The sequence below is a fragment of the Seonamhaeicola sp. S2-3 genome, from assembly GCF_001971785.1.
GTDB lineage: Bacteria > Bacteroidota > Bacteroidia > Flavobacteriales > Flavobacteriaceae > Seonamhaeicola.
In genome coordinates, this window is record NZ_CP019389.1 from 2,560,968 (window position 1) to 2,583,536 (window position 22,569).

General features: G+C 31.3%; 23 protein-coding genes. 10 read left to right on the plus strand and 13 right to left on the minus strand.

Annotation, left to right across the window (positions count from 1 at the left end):
* Positions 1–40: 40 nt before the first annotated feature.
* Positions 41–988 (minus strand): glycosyltransferase family 2 protein, encoded by a 948-nt coding sequence (locus BWZ22_RS11090; protein WP_076700031.1) that lies wholly within the window; start codon positions 986–988, stop codon positions 41–43.
* Between the two features lie 43 nt (positions 989–1,031).
* The gene (locus BWZ22_RS11095; RefSeq protein WP_076700032.1) at positions 1,032–1,565 is read right to left on the minus strand and encodes a DUF4199 domain-containing protein; all 534 of its coding nucleotides are present in this window, start codon (positions 1,563–1,565) and stop codon (positions 1,032–1,034) included.
* A gap of 160 nt (positions 1,566–1,725) precedes the next feature.
* On the opposite strand from BWZ22_RS11095, the gene BWZ22_RS11100 reads away from it, so the two are divergent.
* From BWZ22_RS11100 to BWZ22_RS11110, 3 genes are all read left to right on the plus strand, one after another.
* Positions 1,726–1,977 carry a type B 50S ribosomal protein L31 gene (locus tag BWZ22_RS11100; protein ID WP_076700033.1) on the plus strand — a complete coding sequence of 84 codons (252 nt, stop codon included), beginning with the start codon at positions 1,726–1,728 and terminating at the stop codon, positions 1,975–1,977.
* A gap of 148 nt (positions 1,978–2,125) precedes the next feature.
* The gene (locus tag BWZ22_RS11105) at positions 2,126–3,301 is read left to right on the plus strand and encodes a GlmU family protein (RefSeq protein ID WP_076700035.1); all 1,176 of its coding nucleotides are present in this window, start codon (positions 2,126–2,128) and stop codon (positions 3,299–3,301) included.
* A 108-nt stretch (positions 3,302–3,409) separates the two neighbouring features.
* Positions 3,410–3,742 carry a hypothetical protein gene (locus BWZ22_RS11110; protein ID WP_076700036.1) on the plus strand — a complete coding sequence of 111 codons (333 nt, stop codon included), beginning with the start codon at positions 3,410–3,412 and terminating at the stop codon, positions 3,740–3,742.
* On the opposite strand, the gene BWZ22_RS11115 is transcribed toward BWZ22_RS11110, so the two are convergent.
* Positions 3,739–5,358 carry an ABC transporter substrate-binding protein gene (locus BWZ22_RS11115; protein WP_076700038.1) on the minus strand — a complete coding sequence of 540 codons (1,620 nt, stop codon included), beginning with the start codon at positions 5,356–5,358 and terminating at the stop codon, positions 3,739–3,741. The genes BWZ22_RS11110 and BWZ22_RS11115 overlap by 4 nt on opposite strands.
* An 85-nt stretch (positions 5,359–5,443) precedes the next feature.
* Here BWZ22_RS11115 and mtaB point away from each other — a divergent pair, with 85 nt between their 5' ends.
* On the plus strand, positions 5,444–6,778 hold the full coding sequence (mtaB, locus tag BWZ22_RS11120; protein WP_076702461.1) for a tRNA (N(6)-L-threonylcarbamoyladenosine(37)-C(2))-methylthiotransferase MtaB: 1,335 nt from the start codon (positions 5,444–5,446) through the stop codon (positions 6,776–6,778).
* Between the two features lie 106 nt (positions 6,779–6,884).
* Positions 6,885–7,271, plus strand: coding sequence for a hypothetical protein (locus BWZ22_RS11125; protein ID WP_076700039.1), 387 nt, complete (start codon positions 6,885–6,887; stop codon positions 7,269–7,271).
* Positions 7,272–7,332: 61 nt separating this feature from the next.
* Here the strand turns inward: BWZ22_RS11125 and BWZ22_RS11130 are convergent, their stop codons facing one another.
* A complete protein-coding gene (locus tag BWZ22_RS11130) occupies positions 7,333–7,629 on the minus strand; it encodes a GNAT family N-acetyltransferase (protein WP_076700041.1) in 297 nt (98 codons plus the stop codon).
* A gap of 121 nt (positions 7,630–7,750) precedes the next feature.
* On the opposite strand from BWZ22_RS11130, the gene BWZ22_RS11135 reads away from it, so the two are divergent.
* From BWZ22_RS11135 to cls, 3 genes are read left to right on the plus strand one after another with little or no spacing between them, the layout of a single operon-like run.
* Positions 7,751–8,416: an alpha/beta hydrolase gene (locus tag BWZ22_RS11135; protein WP_076700042.1), complete on the plus strand. Its 666-nt coding sequence runs from the start codon at positions 7,751–7,753 to the stop codon at positions 8,414–8,416.
* 35 nt (positions 8,417–8,451) lie between these two features.
* Positions 8,452–9,372, plus strand: a complete 921-nt coding sequence (locus BWZ22_RS11140) for a lytic transglycosylase domain-containing protein (protein ID WP_076700044.1) — start codon at positions 8,452–8,454, stop codon at positions 9,370–9,372.
* A gap of 1 nt (position 9,373) precedes the next feature.
* On the plus strand, positions 9,374–10,828 hold the full coding sequence (gene cls, locus BWZ22_RS11145) for a cardiolipin synthase (protein ID WP_076700045.1): 1,455 nt from the start codon (positions 9,374–9,376) through the stop codon (positions 10,826–10,828).
* Here cls and BWZ22_RS11150 read toward each other — a convergent pair.
* Together BWZ22_RS11150 and BWZ22_RS11155 are read right to left on the minus strand one after the other, a co-directional pair.
* Complete coding sequence (locus BWZ22_RS11150; RefSeq protein WP_076700047.1) at positions 10,825–11,949, minus strand: PepSY domain-containing protein; 1,125 nt, start codon at positions 11,947–11,949, stop codon at positions 10,825–10,827. The two genes, cls and BWZ22_RS11150, sit on opposite strands and share 4 nt — an antisense overlap.
* A gap of 186 nt (positions 11,950–12,135) precedes the next feature.
* Positions 12,136–12,714 carry a hypothetical protein gene (locus tag BWZ22_RS11155; protein WP_076702464.1) on the minus strand — a complete coding sequence of 193 codons (579 nt, stop codon included), beginning with the start codon at positions 12,712–12,714 and terminating at the stop codon, positions 12,136–12,138.
* Positions 12,715–12,922: 208 nt separating this feature from the next.
* On the opposite strand from BWZ22_RS11155, the gene rpmH reads away from it, so the two are divergent.
* Complete coding sequence (gene rpmH / locus BWZ22_RS11160) at positions 12,923–13,084, plus strand: 50S ribosomal protein L34 (RefSeq protein ID WP_076700048.1); 162 nt, start codon at positions 12,923–12,925, stop codon at positions 13,082–13,084.
* 112 nt (positions 13,085–13,196) lie between these two features.
* Complete coding sequence (gene carB / locus BWZ22_RS11165) at positions 13,197–16,049, plus strand: carbamoyl-phosphate synthase large subunit (RefSeq protein WP_076700050.1); 2,853 nt, start codon at positions 13,197–13,199, stop codon at positions 16,047–16,049.
* A gap of 47 nt (positions 16,050–16,096) precedes the next feature.
* On the opposite strand, the gene BWZ22_RS11170 is transcribed toward carB, so the two are convergent.
* From BWZ22_RS11170 to BWZ22_RS11200, 7 genes are all read right to left on the minus strand, one after another.
* Positions 16,097–16,636: an acyl-CoA thioesterase gene (locus BWZ22_RS11170; protein ID WP_198027604.1), complete on the minus strand. Its 540-nt coding sequence runs from the start codon at positions 16,634–16,636 to the stop codon at positions 16,097–16,099.
* 5 nt (positions 16,637–16,641) lie between these two features.
* Positions 16,642–17,346 (minus strand): DUF3307 domain-containing protein, encoded by a 705-nt coding sequence (locus BWZ22_RS11175; RefSeq protein WP_076700053.1) that lies wholly within the window; start codon positions 17,344–17,346, stop codon positions 16,642–16,644.
* Positions 17,343–17,951 carry a transcriptional regulator gene (locus BWZ22_RS11180; RefSeq protein WP_076700054.1) on the minus strand — a complete coding sequence of 203 codons (609 nt, stop codon included), beginning with the start codon at positions 17,949–17,951 and terminating at the stop codon, positions 17,343–17,345. Before BWZ22_RS11180 ends, BWZ22_RS11175 begins: the two co-directional genes overlap by 4 nt.
* Positions 17,952–18,132: 181 nt before the next feature.
* Entirely contained in the window at positions 18,133–19,518 is a 1,386-nt protein-coding gene (rmuC, locus tag BWZ22_RS11185; protein WP_076700056.1) for a DNA recombination protein RmuC, read from the minus strand.
* Between the two features lie 74 nt (positions 19,519–19,592).
* Positions 19,593–20,387, minus strand: coding sequence for an ABC transporter ATP-binding protein (locus BWZ22_RS11190; RefSeq protein ID WP_076702465.1), 795 nt, complete (start codon positions 20,385–20,387; stop codon positions 19,593–19,595).
* Entirely contained in the window at positions 20,387–21,418 is a 1,032-nt protein-coding gene (locus BWZ22_RS11195; protein WP_076700057.1) for an iron ABC transporter permease, read from the minus strand. Before BWZ22_RS11195 ends, BWZ22_RS11190 begins: the two co-directional genes overlap by 1 nt.
* Positions 21,419–22,567: an ABC transporter substrate-binding protein gene (locus tag BWZ22_RS11200; protein ID WP_076700059.1), complete on the minus strand. Its 1,149-nt coding sequence runs from the start codon at positions 22,565–22,567 to the stop codon at positions 21,419–21,421.
* Positions 22,568–22,569 lie beyond the last annotated feature (2 nt).

Below are 22,569 nucleotides of genomic sequence, written 5' to 3' on the forward strand. Positions count from 1 at the left end.
AATGTTATAAAGCTATACCTAAAAGGTGGTTTTAAAAAATCTATAAATTCAAATTATCTTTAACAGTATATCGTTTTTTGCCTTGTTTGGAGCGTAAAATAATTTCGCCTAAAAAGCCAGCAACAAAAAACTGTGTACCAATAATCATTGTGGTTAGGGCAATAAAAAATTGCGGACGCTGGGTTATGAGTCTTCCTGTTGGGTTTAAAAATAATTTGTCTATGCCTAAATAAAAGGCAAAACCAAAACCAATTATAAACATAATAACACCTAAAGCACCAAATAGATGCATGGGGCGTTTACCAAAACGCGATAAGAACCAAATGGTTATTAAATCTAAAAAACCATGAATAAAGCGATCCATACCAAATTTGGTAACACCATATTTTCTAGCTTGATGCTGAACAACTTTTTCACCAATTTTTGTGAATCCAGCATTTTTTGAAAGTACAGGAATGTAACGGTGCATTTCACCATTAACATCAATGTTTTTTACAACATCAAGTTTATATGCTTTTAAACCACAGTTAAAATCATGTAGTTTAACACCAGAGGTTTTTCTTGCAGCCCAGTTAAATAATTTAGAGGGTAAGTTTTTTGTAATTACAGAGTCGTATCGCTTTTTTTTCCATCCAGAAACTAAATCATAATCATCATTAACAATCATATTATATAGTTCTGGAATTTCTTCGGGGCTATCCTGCAAATCGGCATCCATAGTAATAACAACATTACCTACAGCTTTATCAAAACCAGCATGTAAAGCTTGAGATTTTCCAAAGTTTTTTAAAAATCTAATCCCTTTTACAGCTTTGTTTTCAGAAGCAAGTTTTTTAATAGTTTGCCAAGAATTATCCGTACTACCATCATCTATAAAAATAATTTCATAAGAAAAATGATTGGATTGCATAACATTGGCAATCCAATCATGTAATTCTTTTAAAGACTCTTGTTCGTTAAGTAGTGGTATAACTACAGATATGTTCATTTAAGATATTTCAAAAAAATTGATAGCTCCAAAAATACAGAATTTATTCTGTCTCGGGTTTATTTTTCTTCATTATTAGAGCAACTATTAAGCCAATTATTGTGAAAAAGACTAAGCTCTGAGCAATTTGTAATAATTGAGTTTTTAATGAAAATATGTTCTGATTTTCTATAGCTTCAACTTGTTCTGCTATTTTTTCAGCTGGTGCACCAAAATTTTCCATCATAGATATGGTTTTTTCAGTCGTAATTTCTTTTAAGGTATTGGCTGCCTCTGGGTCTATAACATTGAATAGTATGAAACTTACCACAAAACTGATTACAATTCCTATAGCTACCGTAATAAAATAAGAAGTAAAAGCCTCTTTAAAACTCATGTAACCTCCTAAGATTCCTTTTGACTTAGCTGTTGATACCACTCCAAAAGCAATAATTGCTACAGGAATAATTAACAGATTCATCCAGAAATTAACCAATAATTCTAGGTTTATGACATAAGCAATCACAGTCCATAGAGTTAAAGCCGCTCCTAAATATAATCCATATTCTTTAGCTATAGATTTAAAAGATTTTTCCATTATGTATTTTTGTTTAAAATGTTAGTTGTACAGTTAGTATTCAAAGATACCAAATAGTTACACAAAAAACAGAAATAAAAATTAACAAAAAAGTATTGTTTATTTGTAAAGAATACTTAAATTTGCACCTCGAAAAATTAAAGATTTAAAGCGTAAAGCGATGAAAAAAGGTATACATCCAGAAAATTATAGAATAGTAGCGTTTAAAGATATGTCTAACGATGATGTGTTTTTAACAAAGTCTACCGCAGATACAAATGAGACTATTGAAGTTGATGGTGTTGAGTATCCACTTGTAAAAATGGAGATTTCAAGAACATCGCACCCATACTATACTGGTAAATCTAAATTAGTTGATACGGCAGGACGTATTGATAAGTTTAAAAACAAATACGCTAAGTTTAAAAAGTAAACTTAACGAATATATTATACCATTGAGCCTTTCTATTACAGAAAGGCTTTTTTATTTTATGCTTTTAACATACATTTGGCTACGAAACAGCAATTAAGCTATAATAAAGTATTATGCTTTTAACCTAACCTTTAACTTTTAAATTGCTATGAATTATATCCTTTTTGATGGCCCCTATCGGAATAATTTATTACCATTTACTTATACAAGACCTGTAGCCGATATTAGAATAGGTATTTTAACCATTAGAGAAAAATGGGAAACTTATCTAGACACCACCACAACCACAATAACAGAAGATTATTTATCAGATAAATTTCCAATGGTTGAAATGGAAACTAATATAATGATAAATGCATCATACCTTCCTAATCTAGAATTAGTTGAAATGGTGAAGGGTTTAAAAGAAAATCAAGCTATTTTTAAAGGAGAAGATGTTATAGCTTTTTATGCAAAAGAAGGTGAAGAAGCTATCAATTTTGATACCTACCAAGCATTAGAATTTGAAGATGATTGTTTAAAGATTGAAAATACTTGGGACATTTTTTCTAAAAATAGCGAAGCCATTCAAGAAGATTTTAATTTAATTACTAAAGACAGAACGTCTCAACCCATACCAGAAACTACAGTAGCCTTTCATTCAGAAAATATTTTTATAGAACCTGGGGCTAAACTACCATTGTGTTCTTTAAATGCCGAAAAAGGACCAATTTATATAGGAAAAAATACAGAGATTATGGAAGGTGCCATGATAAGAGGCCCTTTTGCTTTGTGTGAAAATGCTATTGTAAAAATGGGAGCAAAAATTTACGGTTCTACAACCATTGGTCCGCATAGTAAAATTGGAGGTGAGGTAGATAATGCAGTTATTTTTGGTTACTCCAGTAAAGGACATGACGGGTTTTTAGGAAATTCCGTTTTAGGAGAATGGTGCAATTTAGGGGCAGATACCAATACATCTAATTTAAAAAATAATTATGCCGAAGTTAGATTGTGGGACTACCAAACAGAAAGTTTTATGAAAACCGGTAAACAATTCTGTGGCCTATTAATGGGAGATCATAGTAAAGCAGGTATCAACACTATGTTTAACACTGGTACGGTGGTTGGTGTTAGTGCCAATGTGTTTGGTAGCGGTTTCCCAAGAAATTTTATTCCAAGTTTTAGTTGGGGCGGTAGTGCTGGTTTTACAACATATTTAACAAAAAAAGTATTTGAAGTAGCCAAAGTGGTAATGGCAAGACGTAATGAAGAATTTACAGAACAAGACAAACAAATATTAGAACACGTTTTTCAAGAAACAAAAAAATACCGAAGAGATTAGTTTTTTGGGCGTTACCCTATCGGGTCGGGCTTTCCGCGTTACACGGTAACTTGCTGCAATCCCTAACGCAATAAAACGTCTGTTAATTATTATAAAGGATTAAAGTTTATGTTAGGGTTATTACTTATCTATTTTATTGGAAAAAGATTTTATGATTTAGCAACAGAGTACAACCAAAAAAAATGGTTATATGCTATTTTAAGTGTAGTAGTGTATTATGTAACCGCTTTAGTTTTAGGGTTTGTATTAGGAATTTTAGATACTTTGTTTGATTGGGGTATTGACTGGGATAATAGTTTTGGTTGGAGTTTATTAGGTATTCCTGCGGGGTTACTAGCCGTTTGGGGTTTTTACACAATACTAGAAACCAAATGGAAAAAATCTGTTGTAATTGTTAAAGATGAAATTCAAGATATTGGCAAAAAAGTAGAAGAAGATTAATGTTTGCTAACCCGTCTTAAATCCAATAAATTAATAGGGTTTATACCTAAACCTTTTATGTTTTTTCTGGTAAAACGTATTACTTCGTCATAGTATAAAGGCACCATAATAGCGTGGTCCATGGCTATAGAATCTATAGTTTTGTATAGCTGTTTACGCTCATCAATATTAGTAATAGTAAAGGCTTTGTTATATAAGCTATCAACCGTTTTATTGTTAAAATGAAAGTAATTAGAACCATTAGGAGCAAAATTTTTGCTGTAAAAAATAGAAAGGTAGTTTTCGGCATCTAAATAATCGGCAATCCAAGAACTTCTAAACATATCAACTTTTCCGTTAGAGCGGGCACTTCGTAAAGAAGCTTCGGGCATCACATCAACATTAATGGTTAATCCTGCTTTTTCTAATTCTCTTTGTATAAACTCACAAAAACTTAAATAATTACTAGTGGTTACCAATGTGATTTCTGGGTTTTTTATGCCACTTTCTTCTTTAAATTGGTCAATAAGTTGTTTTGCTTTTTTTGGGTTGTAAGTATAGCCGTTAGAGGGGTTGTAGCCCGCTAACCCAATAGGAATAAATCCTCCATTAGCAGGATTACCAACACCATTGTTTAAATAAAGCATCATTTTTTTTCGGTTAAAACCGTAATTAATGGCTTTTCTAATAAGCTTAGATTGTATTTCGGGAGTTTTTGAATCTAAGTAAAACCCAAGATATTCGGTGTTTAAGTAAGGACCTCTAATCATATTTACACTATTAGCATATTTATCTCTAAGTTTCCCATCAGCTGTTAAAAGTTCGTCTTTATAAGAAGCATCTAAACCAGAAATAAAATCTATATTACCTTGTGCAAATTGTAAAAATTCACTCTGTTTGTCAGGTAGAAAAGTTAGGGCAATGGCTTCTAAATAAGGTAATTGGTTTCCTAATGAATCTTTTTCAAAATAAAGCTCATTTTTTCTAAGAACTAGTTTAATGTTTTCTTCCCATCTTTTAAATTTAAAAGGCCCTGTGCCAATTGGGTTTGCTCTAAAATCAATGCCGTAATGCTCAACAATTTCTTTGGGTACTACAGAGCAATATTTCATAGTAAGTAAACCAATAAAAGCAGGAAAAGGTTGTTTTAATTCAATTTTAAAAATAGTATCGTTTATAGCTTTAAAGCCTTTTACTTTGTTTAAAACCCAACTTCCTGGAGCTGCTATTTTTTTATCTCTTAACCGGTTTAAACTATATTCAAAATCTTTTGCAATAACGGTTCTAGTAGAGTCTTTACCAAAAAGTGGGTGCTTGTGAAAATAAACATCGTTACGTAAAATAAAGGTGTAAGTAGTAGCATCATCAGAAATAGACCAAGATTTTGCAATACAAGGCTTTATGTTCAAAGCATCGTCTAATTGCACTAAACCATTGTATAGTTGGTTGTTTATAGAGTTGTCTTGCAGTGTTCTTGAAAAAGCAGGGTCTAAAGTATTAATGTTAGCGTATTCATTATACCTAAAAACTAAATGGTCTCTACTAATGTTGTTGTTATTTCTGCAAGAAACAAAAAAGATTACTGTGCAACTAATTGATAAGTAGTTTGTTAATAGGTTTGTAATACGTTTTATCATGTAACTTATTAGTTGTAAATTTGCAATCTTTTAGCTGTAAATATAAATTTAAAAAGTCCCTGAAACAAGTTTGGGCTCATTTAAAGTGAATAACAAAAAGGTAGCATTTTATACTTTAGGCTGTAAGTTGAATTTTTCTGAAACCTCTACCATTGCCAGAAGTTTTGTAAACGAAGGTTTTGATAGGGTAGATTTTTCTGAAAAAGCCGATATATATGTAATTAACACATGCTCGGTAACTGAGAATGCCGATAAACGATTTAAAACCATTGTAAAGCAAGCACAAAAAGCTAATGATAAAGCTTTTATTGCAGCGGTTGGGTGTTACGCACAATTAAAACCAAAAGAGTTAGCAGATGTTAATGGTGTAGATTTGGTTTTAGGTGCAACCGAAAAATTTAAGATAACAGATTATTTAAATGATCTTACTAAAAACGATTTTGGGGAGGTACATTCATGTGAAATTGAAGAAGCCGATTTTTATGTTGGGTCTTACTCAATAGGAGACAGAACCCGTGCTTTTTTAAAAGTGCAAGATGGTTGTGATTATAAGTGTACCTATTGTACCATTCCGTTAGCGCGAGGTATCTCTAGGAGTGATACCATGGAAAACGTGCTAAAAAACGCCAGGGAAATTTCATCAAAAAATATTAAAGAAATTGTGCTAACAGGCGTTAATATTGGCGATTATGGTAAAGGTGAATTTGGAAATAAAAAGCACGAACATACCTTTTTAGATTTAGTAACAGAGTTAGATAAGGTTGAAGGTATAGAGCGCCTTAGAATTTCTTCTATAGAACCCAATTTACTAAAAAATGAAACCATAGACTTAGTATCTAAGTCTAGAGCATTTGTACCGCATTTTCATGTGCCATTACAAAGCGGAAGCAATGAAATTCTTAAAAAAATGAAGCGCAGATACATGCGTGAATTGTATGTAGATAGGGTTGCTAAAATAAAAGAAGTTATGCCACACGCCTGTATTGGTGTAGATGTTATTGTTGGTTTTCCTGGTGAAACTGATGAGCATTTTTTAGAAACATACAACTTTCTGAATGCGCTAGATATTTCATATTTACATGTGTTCACTTATTCAGAAAGAGATAATACCGAGGCTGCTAAAATGGATGGCGTAGTACCAAGTAATGTACGTAGTAAACGTAGTAAAATGTTGAGAGGCTTGTCGGTTAAAAAACGTCGTGCATTTTATGAAAGTCAAATAGGAAGCAAAAGAACCGTATTGTTTGAAAGTGAAAACAAGGAAGGTTACATTCACGGATTTACTGAAAATTACGTTAAGGTAAAAGCGCCTTGGAATCCAGAGTTAGTTAATACCCTTCATGAAGTTGAATTAACTAAAATTGATGACGACGGATTAGTACGTTTTGAGTTTATAAATACTTTAGCTTTAGATAAATAGTTGCTTTAATCTGGTTTTATTAAGGTTAAACGATTTTTTTTGATATAAAAGGGTAGTTGGTAGTATGTTAGTTGCGAAATTAATTTTCACCCAAATAACCTAACCAATGAAAACCTACAGCCCACTATTAATATTATTACTTTTTTCTGCTCTCTTTCTATCTTGTTCTACAGAACAGGTTGATGAATATAATAATGTAATAGGTGTTTGGGAGAACTTAGAAGTTTCAAACAGTACAAACACAACAACACACAGCTTAACATTTGCTTCAAATAAAACAGTTAAGAGTATTCTCAAAGTAGAAGAGTTATCAGGAGCAATAACCTCAAATGCATCTATATATAATTGGAGTGTTGATGGTAACTTAATAACGGTTAGTGATGGTGAGACCCAATGGGTTTATGCAATTACGGCAAACTCTCAATTGGTTTTAAATGATGAGCAACAAAACTTACTCTACAATAAAATTTCAGATGTAGTAGATAACTATTAAATAAAAAAGCCAAAACATGTGTTATGCTCTGGCTTTTTTATGTTTTACAATTAAATAAAACTTAAATTCTCACTCCAACAGGTAGCATACGTTTGTACTTTCTGTTGCTTCTAACAAATTTTGCAATTTCGGGACTTGTAGGTACCACACTTAAATTACGTTCTCTAATTTGTTCAAAAACAGCTGAAATAAACTCTTTGCTAAAATTTTCGTCTTTAATTTCCTCTGGAATGATAAGCTTCGTTAAAAAGATTTTACGCTCTTGAAGTGAATATTCAATTTTTGCTAAATGATCATCAACTTTAATTTCAAATTGGCGTAAAAAATCATTATCTACTAGTTCAGCAACATCAACCATTTGTATAAATTTTTTAATTTAAGCGGAGAATTAAAACAAGCAAACTATGTTTGTCTTAGTTTTCTGTGCAAAATTACTAAAAAAAAACCTGAATATAAAGAAAAAGTTAAGTTAATGCCCTATGAGTCAAGAACTAATCCATGTGTATTTAATGCCAGGTATGGCAGCAAGCCCATTAATTTTTGAAAATATAAAATTTCCCGAAGATAAATTCAAGGTACATCATTTAGAATGGATCATCCCTTTTGAAAATGAATCGCTTACTAATTACGCATTGCGTATGACAAAATTTATTAAAAATGATAATGTAGTTTTATTAGGAGTGTCTTTTGGAGGGGTTTTGGTTCAAGAAATGAGTAAACATATTAATGTTAGAAAGTTAATAATTGTTTCTAGTGTAAAATCTAAAAAAGAAATACCAAAGCACATGCAGCTTGCCGCAGCTACAGGAGTATATAAATTGTTGCCAACTCAATTAGCAAGTAAGATTGATGTCTTAGAAAAATATGCCTTTGGGAAGAATTTTACCAAACGCCTAAAATTGTATAAAAAATACCTTTCTGTTAATGATAACCAATACTTAAGTTGGGCAATAAAACAAATGGTTAATTGGAATCAAGCAGAACCACCAACGGGTATTATTCATATTCACGGAGAAGATGATGCTGTTTTTTCAATTAGTAATATAACAGATTGTATTACAATACCAAAGGGAACGCACATTATGATTATTAATAAATATAAGTGGTTTAATCAACATTTAGCCGATATTATACTTGAAAATTAATTCACATTTAGTAATTTTAGACAAAACTTTTTATGATGAAGATAGTAGAACGCCTTTTAGCGTGCGTGGGATTGTTAAGTTTATGTTTTCTGTTTATTTATGCCCTTCAAGACGCACCTACCGATGAAAATTTTGAAAAAAAACTTATAAACGATTACAATGTTTATGCGCTTCAAGTTCCTGAAAATTTAGATTTTGCAGGAGAACCAGTGCCTTTAAATAATCCTGATATTTTAGAACGAATGGATAGAGAGCTATTGGTAAATACTTATTGGCAATCTAACGGATTATTAATGTTTAAACGTTCTAAAAAATACTTTCCTATTATAGAGCCTATTTTAGCAAAATACGGCGTTCCAGATGATTTTAAATATTTAGCAGTTATAGAAAGTGGTTTAACCAATGCTGTATCTCCAGCTGGAGCAAGGGGTGTGTGGCAAATTATGAAAGCCACTGGTAAAGAAAATGGCTTAGAGGTTAATAGTAATGTAGATGAGCGTTATCATTTAGAAAAAGCTACAGAAGTTGCTTGTAAATATTTGTTAAAAGCCAAAGAGAAATTAGGGTCTTGGACACTGGCAGCAGCTGCATATAATGCAGGACAAGCGGGAATAGCACGTAGATTAAAAGAACAAAAGGTTTCAAATTATTACGATTTATTATTAGGGGAAGAAACAGGACGCTACATATTTAGAATTGTAGCCTTTAAAGAAATTTTATCTCACCCAAATAAATATGGCTTCAATTTTAGAGATAAAGATTTATATACCAATATCCCAACTTATAAGGTTGAAGTTGATACCGCTGTAACCGATTTTTCGAGTTTTGCACAAAAATTTGGTATTAATTATAAAATACTAAAACTGCATAATCCTTGGTTAAGAGAACCTCATCTTAATAATAAATCAAGAAAACTTTACCAGATAGAAATACCCAAAGAGGGGTATTATCAATAAAATGCTAGCGTATGTAAAAGATAACTGGTGGAGTATATTAATTGTTTTTAATTACTTAATTGCGGCGTCTGCTGTTATTACTATAATACTTAAAAATTTAAACCCAACAAAAACACTATCCTACATTGTAGTTTTAGTGTTTTTTCCTTTTTTTGGGCTTATTGTTTATTATTTATTTGGTCAAGAATACCGTAAAAACAAAATATTTAGTAAAAAAAGTTTACTTAATAAAACTGTTGTAAAAACCATTCATAAAGAATTAGAATTGAGCAGTAATGAGCTCAATGACGTATATAATTATTTAGATGAAAAAGTTAAGTTAGTAAGGCTTTTACATAGTAATGAAAATGAACTCTTAACATTAAATAATGACGTAGATATTATAATTAATGGTAATGATAAGTTTGAAAAGTTACTAACCGATATTAAGCAAGCAAAACACCATGTACACTTAGAGTATTATATTATTAAAGATGATACTGTAGGGAGTCAATTACTTAATTTACTTTGTGATAGAGCAAAAGAAGGTATTACTGTTAGGTTGAGTTATGATGATGTAGGTAGCAAAATTTCAAAAAAAGTAAAGCAAAAACTAACTAATTCTGGTGTTCATCATTACCCCTTTATGCCTGTATTTTTCTCAACGCTTACCGGGAAAATGAATTACAGAAATCATAGAAAAATAGTAGTTATTGATGGGAGAATAGGCTATGTAGGAGGTATAAATGTTAGTGATTTATATGTAAATGATAATGGAACCAAATATTGGCGCGATACGCATTTAAGAATTGTTGGAGATGCTGTAAAATCGTTGCAAATTCACTTTTTGTCAACATGGAAATTTGTTTCAAATGAAACCATAACTCAATTTAAACCATTTTTCCCCAAATTAAAGACTTTAAATACTAAAATAGGATTACAAATTGCGGGTAGTGGCCCAGATACCGATTGGGCTAATATTATGGAATTATCCATAACAGCAATTATAACAGCAAAAAGTTATGTTTATATAACAACACCGTATTTTGTTCCTAATGATGAAATGATATCTGCCATTCAAATTGCAGCTAAAAGTGGGGTAGATGTGCGTTTAATTATTCCTGAAAAATCAGATTCTTGGATGGTAAAACATGCGTCAAATTCCTTTTTAGAAGCTTTGTTTAAAGCTAATGTTAAAGTGTATAAGTATTATAAAGGCTTTGTGCATGCTAAAACCATTGTAGTTGATGATATTTTTGCCATGGTAGGTACCTCTAATATGGATTACAGAAGTTTCAATATTAATTTTGAAATCAATTCAGTAATTTATAATGTTGAAAAAAGTAAACAATTAAAAGCGCATTTTTTAGAAGATTTAAAATATAGCCATGAGGTAGATTATAACACTTACGCCAACCGCTCAAAATTTGAAAAACTCAAGGAGTCTTATTGTAGATTGTGGTCGCCTTTAATTTAATTATTTTTCTTTTTCTTCTTCAGTTTATTAATCCAAATAATAGTGCCGGTAATGGGTAAACTTGTAGCTATTAAGCAAGCTAAGAAATATAATATTTTTGATACAGTACCGTAAATTTCACCAGTATGTAAAGGTTTTATTAGAGAAGCTATTTTAACATTCAAAGGTTTTTCTTTAAAAATATCTACAGCTAATACGGCACCTGTTTGGTCTATATAAACCTTATCGGTAGTTACGGGAGACCAATTATTTTCGTTGGTTTTTCTAAAGGCGTAGTAATTATTTCTTTTGCTTGGTAAAGATACACTTAGTTTACCATTGTAATTAAGTGTGTTGTTAGCAGTTTTTATAGCTTCATCTAAAGAAATAATGTTTTTATTAGAATTAGATATTGCTAATTTAGGCGAAGACCTATTGAAAATTTTAGAGCCAATTAAACTGCTTAATCCGTTTCTGTAACCTTCAAAAGACCAACATAAGCCAGTAACACCCATAATAACAATAAAAATACAAGCGTAAAAGCCAAGTGTGTTATGTAAATCATGGTTAATACGTTTCCAGTTAGCATTGGTTTTTATTTTAAATCCATGTTTAAAATTTTTCCATTTTAGCTTTCTAGGAAACCACAAAATAATTCCTGAAATTGATAGTATTAAAAATATAATTGTAGCAACTCCTACAATGGGCCTGCCTATTTTAGTATCAAGTAATAGCCACCGGTGTAATTTAAACATACTAAACAAAAAGGCGTCTGCACTTGTTTTTTCAACCGTTTGCATTTCACCAGAATAAGGGTTTACTAATACCGAACTACCACGTCTTTCTTTAAGGTTTTTTTTAATTGAAAATGTATAAGCCTCGTCATTGTTATTTGGTATAATTAAGCCAGTAACAAAACCTTCGTTGTTTTTTTTTACTATTTTAATTAACTCTGTAACGCTTTTTTTGTTTTCAGTTTTTTCAATCTGTAATTTATTTGAAAACAGATCTTTTATTTCATGTTCAAAGGCTAAAATAGTGCCACTAAAGCATACTAAAAAAATAATAATACCACTTCCAATACCTAGCCACAGGTGAATATCATTAATAAGTTTTCTAAATGTATATGTGTTTTTTTTCATACTAAAAAGAGCACTTTAATCTTGAGTTAATTATTTTAGGCAAATCTATATTTTAAAAATATATCATCAAAATTTATTTAGACTAATTATAAATAATTGTTTTAGAAATTTCAGTTTCATTTAATTACAAATAAAAAAGTAAAGCATTAAGCTTTACTTTTTTATACTTTATATGTGAGATTTATTTTATCTGCTTCTTCTTTTTTGAGCTCTTAAAGAGCCTCCTGCGCCATAATGTTGGTTAGGACCAACAGCACGTTTCATGTTTTGCTTCATCATTTTTATTTGGTCTGTAAGCATACCATGTTTATCTAATTGCTGTGCTTCAGTTAATAATTTTTGAGCTTCTTGTTTTCTGCGTTTAGAAAAAGCAATACCAGCAAGGTTTAATTTAGCCATTGCTAAATCATGTTTCATAGAAAGCCCTAATGAAATAGCCTTTTTAAAATACTTTTCAGATTCGTTCATATTGTCTTGCATAGTCATTAAACCATGTAAATAATTGTAATAACCTTGTTGTTTTTTAACTAAAGCACCTTCTGGGTTCTTAATTTTATCTAGCCATTTTTTAGCGCCAACAAAATCTTGTTTTCTTAATCGTAAAAAGGCCAGCAGAATAAATTCATTTTTAAAATATAGAAAAACAAAAACACCCGCTAATAAAATTAAAGCAATTCCATTTCCTATATAACCTTCTGTAAACTGATAAATTGCATAGGCAATAATTCCGGCAGCAATAATAAGTTTAATAATTTTATTGTACATATCTATATTTTGAATATTATTTAGAAGCAATGTAGCCTCTTTTTCAATAATTTTGTTTTAAAATGCAAAGAAACTAAATTTTTCTATAAAAAATATTTTTAAAATAGGTTTGTGAAATAAAAAACTGTTGTATATTTGCGCTCAGTTTTGAGTAAGGGTCAAAACAAAAATTAAATAATAGATTTCAGATATTTAAAGATACAAGACGATGAGTAAAAGAACATTTCAACCATCAAAGAGAAAGAGAAGAAACAAACATGGTTTCAGAGAAAGAATGGCTTCTGCTAATGGAAGGAAAGTCTTAGCTCGTAGAAGAGCTAAGGGAAGAAAGAAATTGTCTGTATCATCTGAAGCTAGACATAAGAAATAATGATTAACAATTGTTTATAAATTAAAGGTGTTGCTTGACTGTAACGCCTTTTTTTATGTTTTGTAATTACTAATTTTGCAACTAATTTATTTACACTAGAATACTTTTTAAAATGCCAAAAAATCCTAAATTAAAATCTATACTAATTATTGGTTCAGGGCCTATAATTATTGGGCAAGCATGTGAGTTTGATTATTCCGGGTCGCAAGCATTACGTTCGTTAAGAGAAGATGGAATTGAGACAATTTTAATTAATTCAAATCCGGCAACTATCATGACAGACCCTTCTATGGCAGATCATGTCTATTTATTGCCTTTGAATACTAAATCTATTCTTCAGATTTTAAAAGAACACCCTCAAATAGATGCCGTTTTACCAACAATGGGAGGGCAAACCGCCTTAAACCTTTGTATAGAAGCCGATGAAAAAGGTATTTGGAAAGACTTTGGTGTTGAAATTATTGGTGTAGATATTGATGCTATTAATATTACAGAAGACAGAGAACAATTTAGAGAATTAATGGCCAAAATTGGGGTTCCTATGGCACCTCAAGCTACGGCAACATCCTTCTTAAAAGGAAAAGAAATTGCACAAGAATTTGGATTTCCTTTATGTATTCGTTCTTCGTTTACTCTTGGAGGGGCAGGTGCTGCTATTGTTTATGACGAAGAGGACTTTGATAAATTAATGCGTCGTGGATTAGAGATTTCCCCAATCCATGAGGTTATGATAGATAAAGCACTTTTAGGATGGAAAGAATATGAGTTAGAGTTATTGAGAGATTCTAATGATAATGTTGTAATTATCTGTTCTATTGAAAATATGGATCCTATGGGAATCCACACCGGAGATTCTATAACAGTAGCACCTGCTATGACTTTAAGTGATAGAACTTTTCAAAAAATGCGAGATATGGCAATTCATATGATGCGTAGTATTGGAGATTTTGCCGGAGGGTGTAACGTACAGTTTGCAGTGAGTCCAGATGAAAATGAAGATATTATTGCCATTGAAATTAATCCGCGTGTATCTCGTTCTTCGGCATTAGCAAGTAAAGCAACTGGGTATCCTATTGCAAAAATTGCTACTAAATTAGCTTTAGGCTATCATTTAGATGAATTAAACAACCAAATTACAAAATCTACCTCCGCTTTATTTGAGCCAACCTTAGATTATGTAATAGTTAAAATACCGCGCTGGAACTTTGATAAGTTTGAAGGTTCTGATAGAACACTAGGACTTCAAATGAAAGCTGTAGGAGAAGTAATGGGTATTGGGCGTTCGTTCCAAGAGGCACTACATAAAGCTACACAATCTTTAGAAATTAAACGTAATGGTTTAGGAGCAGACGGTAAAGAAAATACCAATTACGATCAGGTAATTGAAAAGTTAAAGTTTGCTTCTTGGGATCGTGTATTCATCATTTATGATGCCATAAAAATGGGCATTCCGTTAAGTAGAATTCACGATATTACTAAAATTGATATGTGGTTCTTAAAGCAATATGAAGAGCTTTATTTCCTTGAAAAAGAAATATCTACTTTCAATATAGATACTATTGAAAAGCCACTTTTATTAGAGGCAAAGCAAAAAGGCTATGGTGATAGACAAATTGCACATATGCTTGGGTGTTTAGAAAGTCAGGTGTACAACAAACGTGAAGAATTAGGAATAAATCGTGTTTACAAACTGGTAGATACCTGTGCAGCAGAGTTTGAAGCCAAAACGCCATATTACTATTCTACTTTTGAAAGTGATATGCAAACTGCCAATGGTGAACGATATTCAGATAACGAAAGTGTTGTTACAGATAAAAAGAAAATAATTGTTTTAGGTTCTGGTCCAAACAGAATAGGTCAGGGTATTGAGTTTGATTACTGTTGTGTGCATGGAGTTTATGCCGCTAAAGAGTGTGGTTATGAAACCATTATGATAAACTGTAACCCAGAAACAGTATCAACCGATTTTGATACAGCCGATAAATTATACTTTGAACCTGTTTTTTGGGAACACATATATGATATTATAAAACACGAAAAACCAGAAGGTGTTATTGTGCAATTAGGAGGACAAACCGCTTTAAAACTTGCTGAAAAATTAGATAGATACGGTATTAAAATTATTGGTACTAGTTATAAAGCATTAGATTTAGCCGAAGATAGAGGAAGCTTTTCAACCTTGTTAAAAGAAAATAATATTCCTTATCCTAAATTTGATACAGCCGAAACAGCCGATGAAGCTTTAGAGGTAGCAAAAGAATTAGATTTCCCAATTTTAGTAAGACCATCGTATGTACTTGGTGGACAGGGAATGAAAATTGTAATTAATGAAAAAGAATTGGAAGAACATGTGGTTAGTCTTCTTAACAAAATTCCAAATAACAAATTATTGTTAGACCATTATTTAGAAGGTGCTATTGAAGCTGAAGCAGATGCTATTTGCGATGGTGAAGAGGTGTACATTATAGGAATTATGGAGCATATTGAACCTTGTGGAATTCACTCTGGTGATAGTAATTCTACATTGCCGCCATTTAATTTAGGCGAATTTGTAATGCAACAAATTAAAGATCATACTAAAAAAATAGCATTGGCTTTAAATACGGTTGGATTAATTAATATTCAATTTGCAGTAAAAGATGATATGGTTTACATTATTGAGGCCAACCCAAGAGCTTCTAGAACAGTACCTTTTATTGCAAAAGCTTATGGTGAACCATATGTAAATTATGCAACCAAATTAATGCTAGGTGAAAAGAAAATTAAAGATTTTAAATTTGAGCCTAAATTAAAAGGTTATGCTATTAAACAACCTGTGTTCTCATTTAATAAGTTTCCTAATGTAGATAAAACTTTAGGCCCAGAAATGAAGAGTACTGGAGAAAGTATCTTATTTATAGATAGTTTAAAAGATGATCAGTTTTACGATTTATATTCAAGACGAAAAATGTACTTGAGTAAATAGAATAAAAAAGCCGCTAATTAGCGGCTTTTTTGTTTATGATTTTGAGTTTATTGTAACGCTATTTTAGCGTTGTGAGTTTTTAAAAGTTCTAAATAATCCTGTATTTTAAATTCTTCAGGTTTAAACTTGGTTGTTCTAGTTCTAGCTTGTTCTTGTCTGGCTATACTTCTAGAAAATCTACGAATACTCTGTTTGCTATCTAAAATTAATCCAGGTACAGGTACGTTATTTCCATCTTCGTCTTTAGCAACCATTGTAAAATAAGATGAGTTGCAATGTTTTTTTTCTCCTGTTTGTACATTTTCAGCTTCAACCCTAACACCAATAACCATTGATGTTCTACCAGTATAGTTAACCGATGCTTTAAGTGTTACTAATTCACCAACTTCAATTGGGTTTAAAAAATCAACACGATTAACCGAAGCCGTAACACAATAATGTCTAGAGTGTTTAGATGCACAAGCAAAAGCAATTTGATCCATTAAATTTAAGATATAACCACCATGAATTTTTCCACTAAAGTTAGAATTTGCTGGCAGCATAAGTTGAGTAATGGTTACTTGCGATTCTTTTGGGTGTTTAAACATGTGTATTATTTTAATAAGGTATATGTTATAGCGGTAATTATAGCTATGCCAAAACTAATTAAAGTGCCTATTAAAATGTACTCGGTTAGTTGTCTTGACTTCGATTCTTTTAGATCTCCAAAACGAAACACCGATTTTGCAGTTATTAAAAAGCCTACAGCTTCCCAATGGTCTGCAATAATAAAAATAAACACTAAAATGCGCTCTAAAATACCAATATATTTACCAGCATCCTTAAGTGATTGATTATTTTTAGTGAGTTCTGAAATATTCCACTTTAAGAATATAGTTTTCATAATAATTGACACTGGAACGGTTAAAAAAAGCAAACAAGTTACTAGTAAAAGTATGGGTTTGGTAATTTTAAATTGAAGTGAAGCGGTTTCGTTTGTAAAGAGAAAGTAACAGGCAATAATTACTAAAACATGACACAGTTGGTCTAAAAAGAATAATATACGTTTTGTTTTTTTATTCTGAACAAGCAGTTTAATAGCATCAATTATAAAGTGAGATAACCCAATAGTTAAAATAATTGGCCAAAGTGAAAGATTCCAAAGTAATACTGCTGTAAGTGCTACATGAATGAATACATGAATATAGAGTTTTGGTGATTTAAGCTTTTTCTTTTCTTTTTCTTTAACCCATTTATTGGGTTGCAGAAAGAAATCGCCAATGAGGTGTGCTAAGAATAGTTTTAATAATAACATCATAACGTGCTTATTTTTTGTTGAAACATGGTATTTAACTCTAATATATTTTCTAAACCAGCACGTTTTTGGCGTTTGCTAATAGCATCTTGTTTGGTACCTATTTTTTCAGCTAATTCTTGCTGTAATGCTGAAGGATTTTCAATACTTAACTTTACTACTTCTGCTGAATTTACAGTCCAATTATCCATATTTACAAGGGCTAATTTAAAATATAGATTAAGTTCTTGGTTGAGTTTTTTGTTGGATGTTTTTATACGTAGGTTTTGTTTTTCTTTCTTCAAAGTTTCTAGAGTTTCACCTGAAAATATGAAAGCTTCTCCGTTTGATTCTGTAACATCTTTACCTTGATAGGTTTTGTTTCCAATACCAATGGCTAATCTAACATCTAAGCCTTTAATCATTTTTATGCAAGCCTTAATATATACGGCTGCTAAAAAACTTTGCGCTATATCTTCTATTTCAATTTGAAAACTATCTCCACGATATATTTCCCAATTAGATGAATCTGGGCTAAGTATTGATAGCGTGTTTTTAAGCGTAGTCATCCATTTTTCTGGATGTTCTTCTCTAGATTTTATAATATCACCTGTAATTACACTTGTCATGATAAATTTAATTAATTTTAATATTCCTTATCTAAAGAATATTTGTGTATATGCTTTAAATAAGGAATAAATATATATATTCCTTTAAAAGGGAATAATCAAATATATCATATATTTACGTGATAAGCAAGAGTATCATGTTTTTATGTGATAAGTGTAAATATCACATCAAAGAACAATATTATAAATCTTCTTCAGCACGTTTTATAATAGCTTCGGGGAGTGATTTTTTGGCTTTGGCACCCATTTTTTTAAGTTTTTCTACACTGATGATAAGGTTTCCACGTCCGTCAACCAGCTTATTCATGGCGGCAGAATAGTCTGATTTAGCCGCATCTATTTTTTTTCCAACGCCAGTGAGGTCTTTAACTAAGCCTTCAAATTTATCGTATAAAGCACCTGCTTGTCTTGCAATTTCAATAGCATTACGTTGTTGCTTTTCATTGTTCCACATGGTGTCAATGGTACGTAGTGTGGCCAAAAGGGTAGAAGGTGTAACAATAACAATATTCATTTCAAAAGCTTTATTGTAAATACTGTTATCTTCATTTACAACCACAGCAAAAGCGGGTTCAATAGGTATAAACATTAAAACAAAATCAGGCGATTCAATGTCATATAAATCTTGGTAGTTTTTACTTGAAAGTTGCTCTACATGTCTTTTTACGGAGTTAACATGTGCCTTTAAAAATTGTGGTTTATCGTCTTCATCGGCATTTACTAAACGTTCGTAATCGGTAAGAGATACTTTTGAGTCGATAATCATTTTTTTACCGTCGGGTAAATGTAATACCACATCGGGCATTACACGAGAATTATCATCGCGGGTAAAACTTTGTTGAACAAAATATTCACGGTCTTTTTCTAAGCCCGATTTTTCTAACACGCGCTCTAACACTAATTCGCCCCAATTACCTTGCATTTTGCTATCGCCTTTTAAGGCACGGGTTAAGTTAGTGGCTTCCTTGGTCATTTGTTGGTTAAGGTCTTTTAAACCTTTTAATTGTTCTTCTAGAGCAGAGTGCATTTTTACACTTTTAAACTGTGTTTCTTCTACCTTTTTCTCAAAACCTTGAATTTTTTCTTGAAGCGGATTTAAAATGTTTTTGATGTTTTCTTTATTCTGCTCTGTGAATTTATTAGATTTTTCTTCTAGTATTTTATTGGCTAAGTTTTCAAATTCTTTAGTGAATTTTTCTTGTAGTTTTTCAACCTCTTCTTTTTGCTCATTATTTTTATGCTGAAGGTTTTCAAACTCTGTATTCTTTTTAGTTAATTCTGCATTTAAAAGCTCTTTTTCTCTTCTAATTTCTTCACGTTCATTTTCAATTTTAGTAATTGCTTCTTTTAACTCGTTTATTTGGCGGTTAAATAGTTCATTCTGTTTTTCGTTTTCAGAATTGTGAAATGTTTTAAGCTCTGCTATTTGTTGCTGTAAATTGTTGTTACGTTCTTCTAGTGTGCTTTTATCGGTTTTACTTTTTAATTTTGTAAATAGCATCCCTAAGTAGGCGCCAATACCACCAGAAATAATAATAACTAAAATAAGCGTTAGATTGTTGTTCATTTTAAAATACTAGTTTAACCAAAGATAATTTTTTTAGGCAGATGATGAAAGTAGGATTCTGGAAGTTTTCCACATTATTTTTTCACCCTAAAACTACCTGTGTTTTTATCGAATGCAATTAAATCTTCAGGAAATAAACTGTTAAATGTACCTTTTGAAATGAGGTTACAGGGTTGGTCGCAAACAACTTCACTTTCAGTCATTACTACCAACTTATTACACAGTTGAATAGCTAAATCTATTTCGTGAGATGAAAATAAAATGGTTTTGTTAGTTTTTTTAACTAATCTTTGTAAAAGCTTTAAAACATAAGCTTTATGATACATATCTAAATGCGTGGTAGGTTCATCTAAAATAATGATGTCTGTATCTTGAGCCAAGGCACGGGTTATCATTACTTTTTGCAATTGGCCATCGCTTAGTTCAAAGCACTTTTTGTTTTTTAGGTTAGAGATATTGGTTTGTTCTAAGGCGTTTTCAATTATGGAAATATCTTTAGTGGATAAATTCCCAACCCAATTAGTATAAGGTTGTCTACCCAAAGCAACAAGTTCAAAAACTGTTAAATTTTTTGAAGCCAAAGGTTCTGTAAGCACTATACTAAGCACTTTTGCTAATTCTAAATTAGAATAGCTTTGTAACCGTTTCCCATTTATGGCAATGCTTCCGGTTAATTTGGGTTGTACTTGGGTTAGGGTTCTAAGTAACGTAGATTTACCAATACCATTAGCACCAATTAATCCCACCAATTCACCTTTGTGCAATTCAAAATTAATGTGAGACGCTACAATAGTTTGCCCATTTTTTGTAGCATAACCAACCGAAAGATTTTCAGTTTTAAGAACCATATGTTGGTTTTTGTTTTGCATTAAAACATCATTTTTCGTTTTTTTACTAAAAGCCAAATAACAACCGGAGCTCCAACTAATGAGGTAATTGCATTAATAGGTAAGGTGAATTCTGTACTTGGTAATTGAGCTATACTATCGCAAATTAACATAACAATGGCTCCAAAAAGAAATACTGCTGGCAACAAAATTTTATGGTTTGATGTATTAAAAATTTGTCTTGCCATATGCGGTATAGCTAACCCAATAAAGGCAATAGGACCAGCAAAAGCCGTTATGGTTCCTGCTAATAAACTGGTAGCAATAATTATGGTTAGCCTGTTTGTTTTAATATTTAACCCCAAACTTTTAGCATAGTTTTCACCTAAAAGTAAACTATTTAAAGGTTTTATTGCCAATACACTTAGGTATGAGCCAATGGTATAAATTATAACGAAAATTAAAATTTCGTTCCAAGTTAAATTGCCTAAACTACCAAAGCCCCAAAAAATATATTGTTGTAATTGGTCTGCAGAACCAAAATACGATAGTATGCTTACAATAGCAGCAGTAATGCTAGAAAACATTAAACCAATAATTAAAATTGCCATGGTATCTCTTACTTTTAAAGATACCACCATAACAGCTAAAAGCACTAAAAAACTTCCTAAACTGGCTGCAATTACAATACTCCATTTTGATGTGATTACTGATGCCCAAATACCACCAAAGAGTCCAGCGCCTAAAATAATTAACGCTACACCAAGACTAGCACCAGAACTAATACCTAAAACAAAAGGACCAGCTAAGGGGTTTCTAAAAAGGGTTTGCATTAATAAACCAGAAATACCCAAGCCAGAACCTACTAAAATAGCTGTAATAGCCTTAGGTAGTCTGTAATTTAGAATGATATGTTGCCAAGTTTCGCGTTCTGTGGCACCACCAATAAGACTATTAAACACATCTTTTGTAGGTATAGAAACAGAACCCAAACTTACATTGGTAAAGAACCCAATAATTAGGATAATGGTTAATCCAAGAAATAAAATATTATGTGTTTTTCTGTTTGGCAATTAAGGTAAGGGTTTATAAAAATGTGGTTTGTAATCTTTTAATACATTGGGGTGACAAATTTTAATAATGTCTTTTAATACCCAATCTGGTCTTGCGTAACCTAATTCATAATACGTAACTCCACCAGTGCTACCTGTAGTATTGGTAAAAGAATAGATAGATTTATTTTGATAAGCTTTAAACATGCTATGATGCGTATTTGCATTTTTAAGTGCTTGCAAACTACTATAATTTGAAGGACTTAACCAAATATCTGCATTTTTAGCTCTATCAAAAACCGATTCAAAATTAAGTTTTAAGCTGCCGTTACCGTTAGAATCTGCCCAAAGATAATTTACATTGGCATCTTTTAGTAATTGTGCTTCTGTGCTTGCTCCGTTGGGTAAATACCATATATCGTTATGCATAGCGCCGCTAAGAACGGTGGGTTTGGTTTGTGTTTTTTTTGCAATTGATTTAGCGTTTAAGTAGTTTTTTTCAATTTGATTAAAAATAGAATCGGCTTCCTTTTCTTTATCAAACAGTACCCCGAAAAATTTTATCCATTCGGCTTTTGCTAATGGCGAACTTTCTACCCAATCGCCATTATATATTATAGGAATCCCCGATTTTTTTAAAATCTCAAATGCGCGGTTAGTTCCATCAACACCAAAACCAACTATAACATCTGGCTGAAGTTCTATTAATATTTCTGTATTTAAACTTTCATTTTTACCTATTTCTTTAATGAAACCTTCATCAATTCGTTTTCTTATTTTTTCAGAAGAAATAAAATTTGTTTCAGGGAAGCCCATTAAAGATTCTTCAATATTTAATAATTCTAAAGCCGGAATATGTGTTGTAGAAGTAACAACAATGTTTTCAATTGGAAGTTTTATTATATCATTAAATTTAGACTTTTCTAACTTCCAAAAATCAGCGTTAAAATTTGGTTTTAATAAGGCATATTGAAACGTGTTTTTAGAATTAGGCCAAGGTTTTTTTACTTTAATAATTTTATAAGTGTAATAGTCTTTACAAGAAAAACCTGTAGCATATTTTAAGTTTAAAGAGGTACCGGTAATAGATGCTGTTGTTTGTTTTTTAGGCTCGCTTTTACAGCCTAAAAAAACAATGTAAAGTAGTAAAATGTGTAGTTTGTATTTCATTT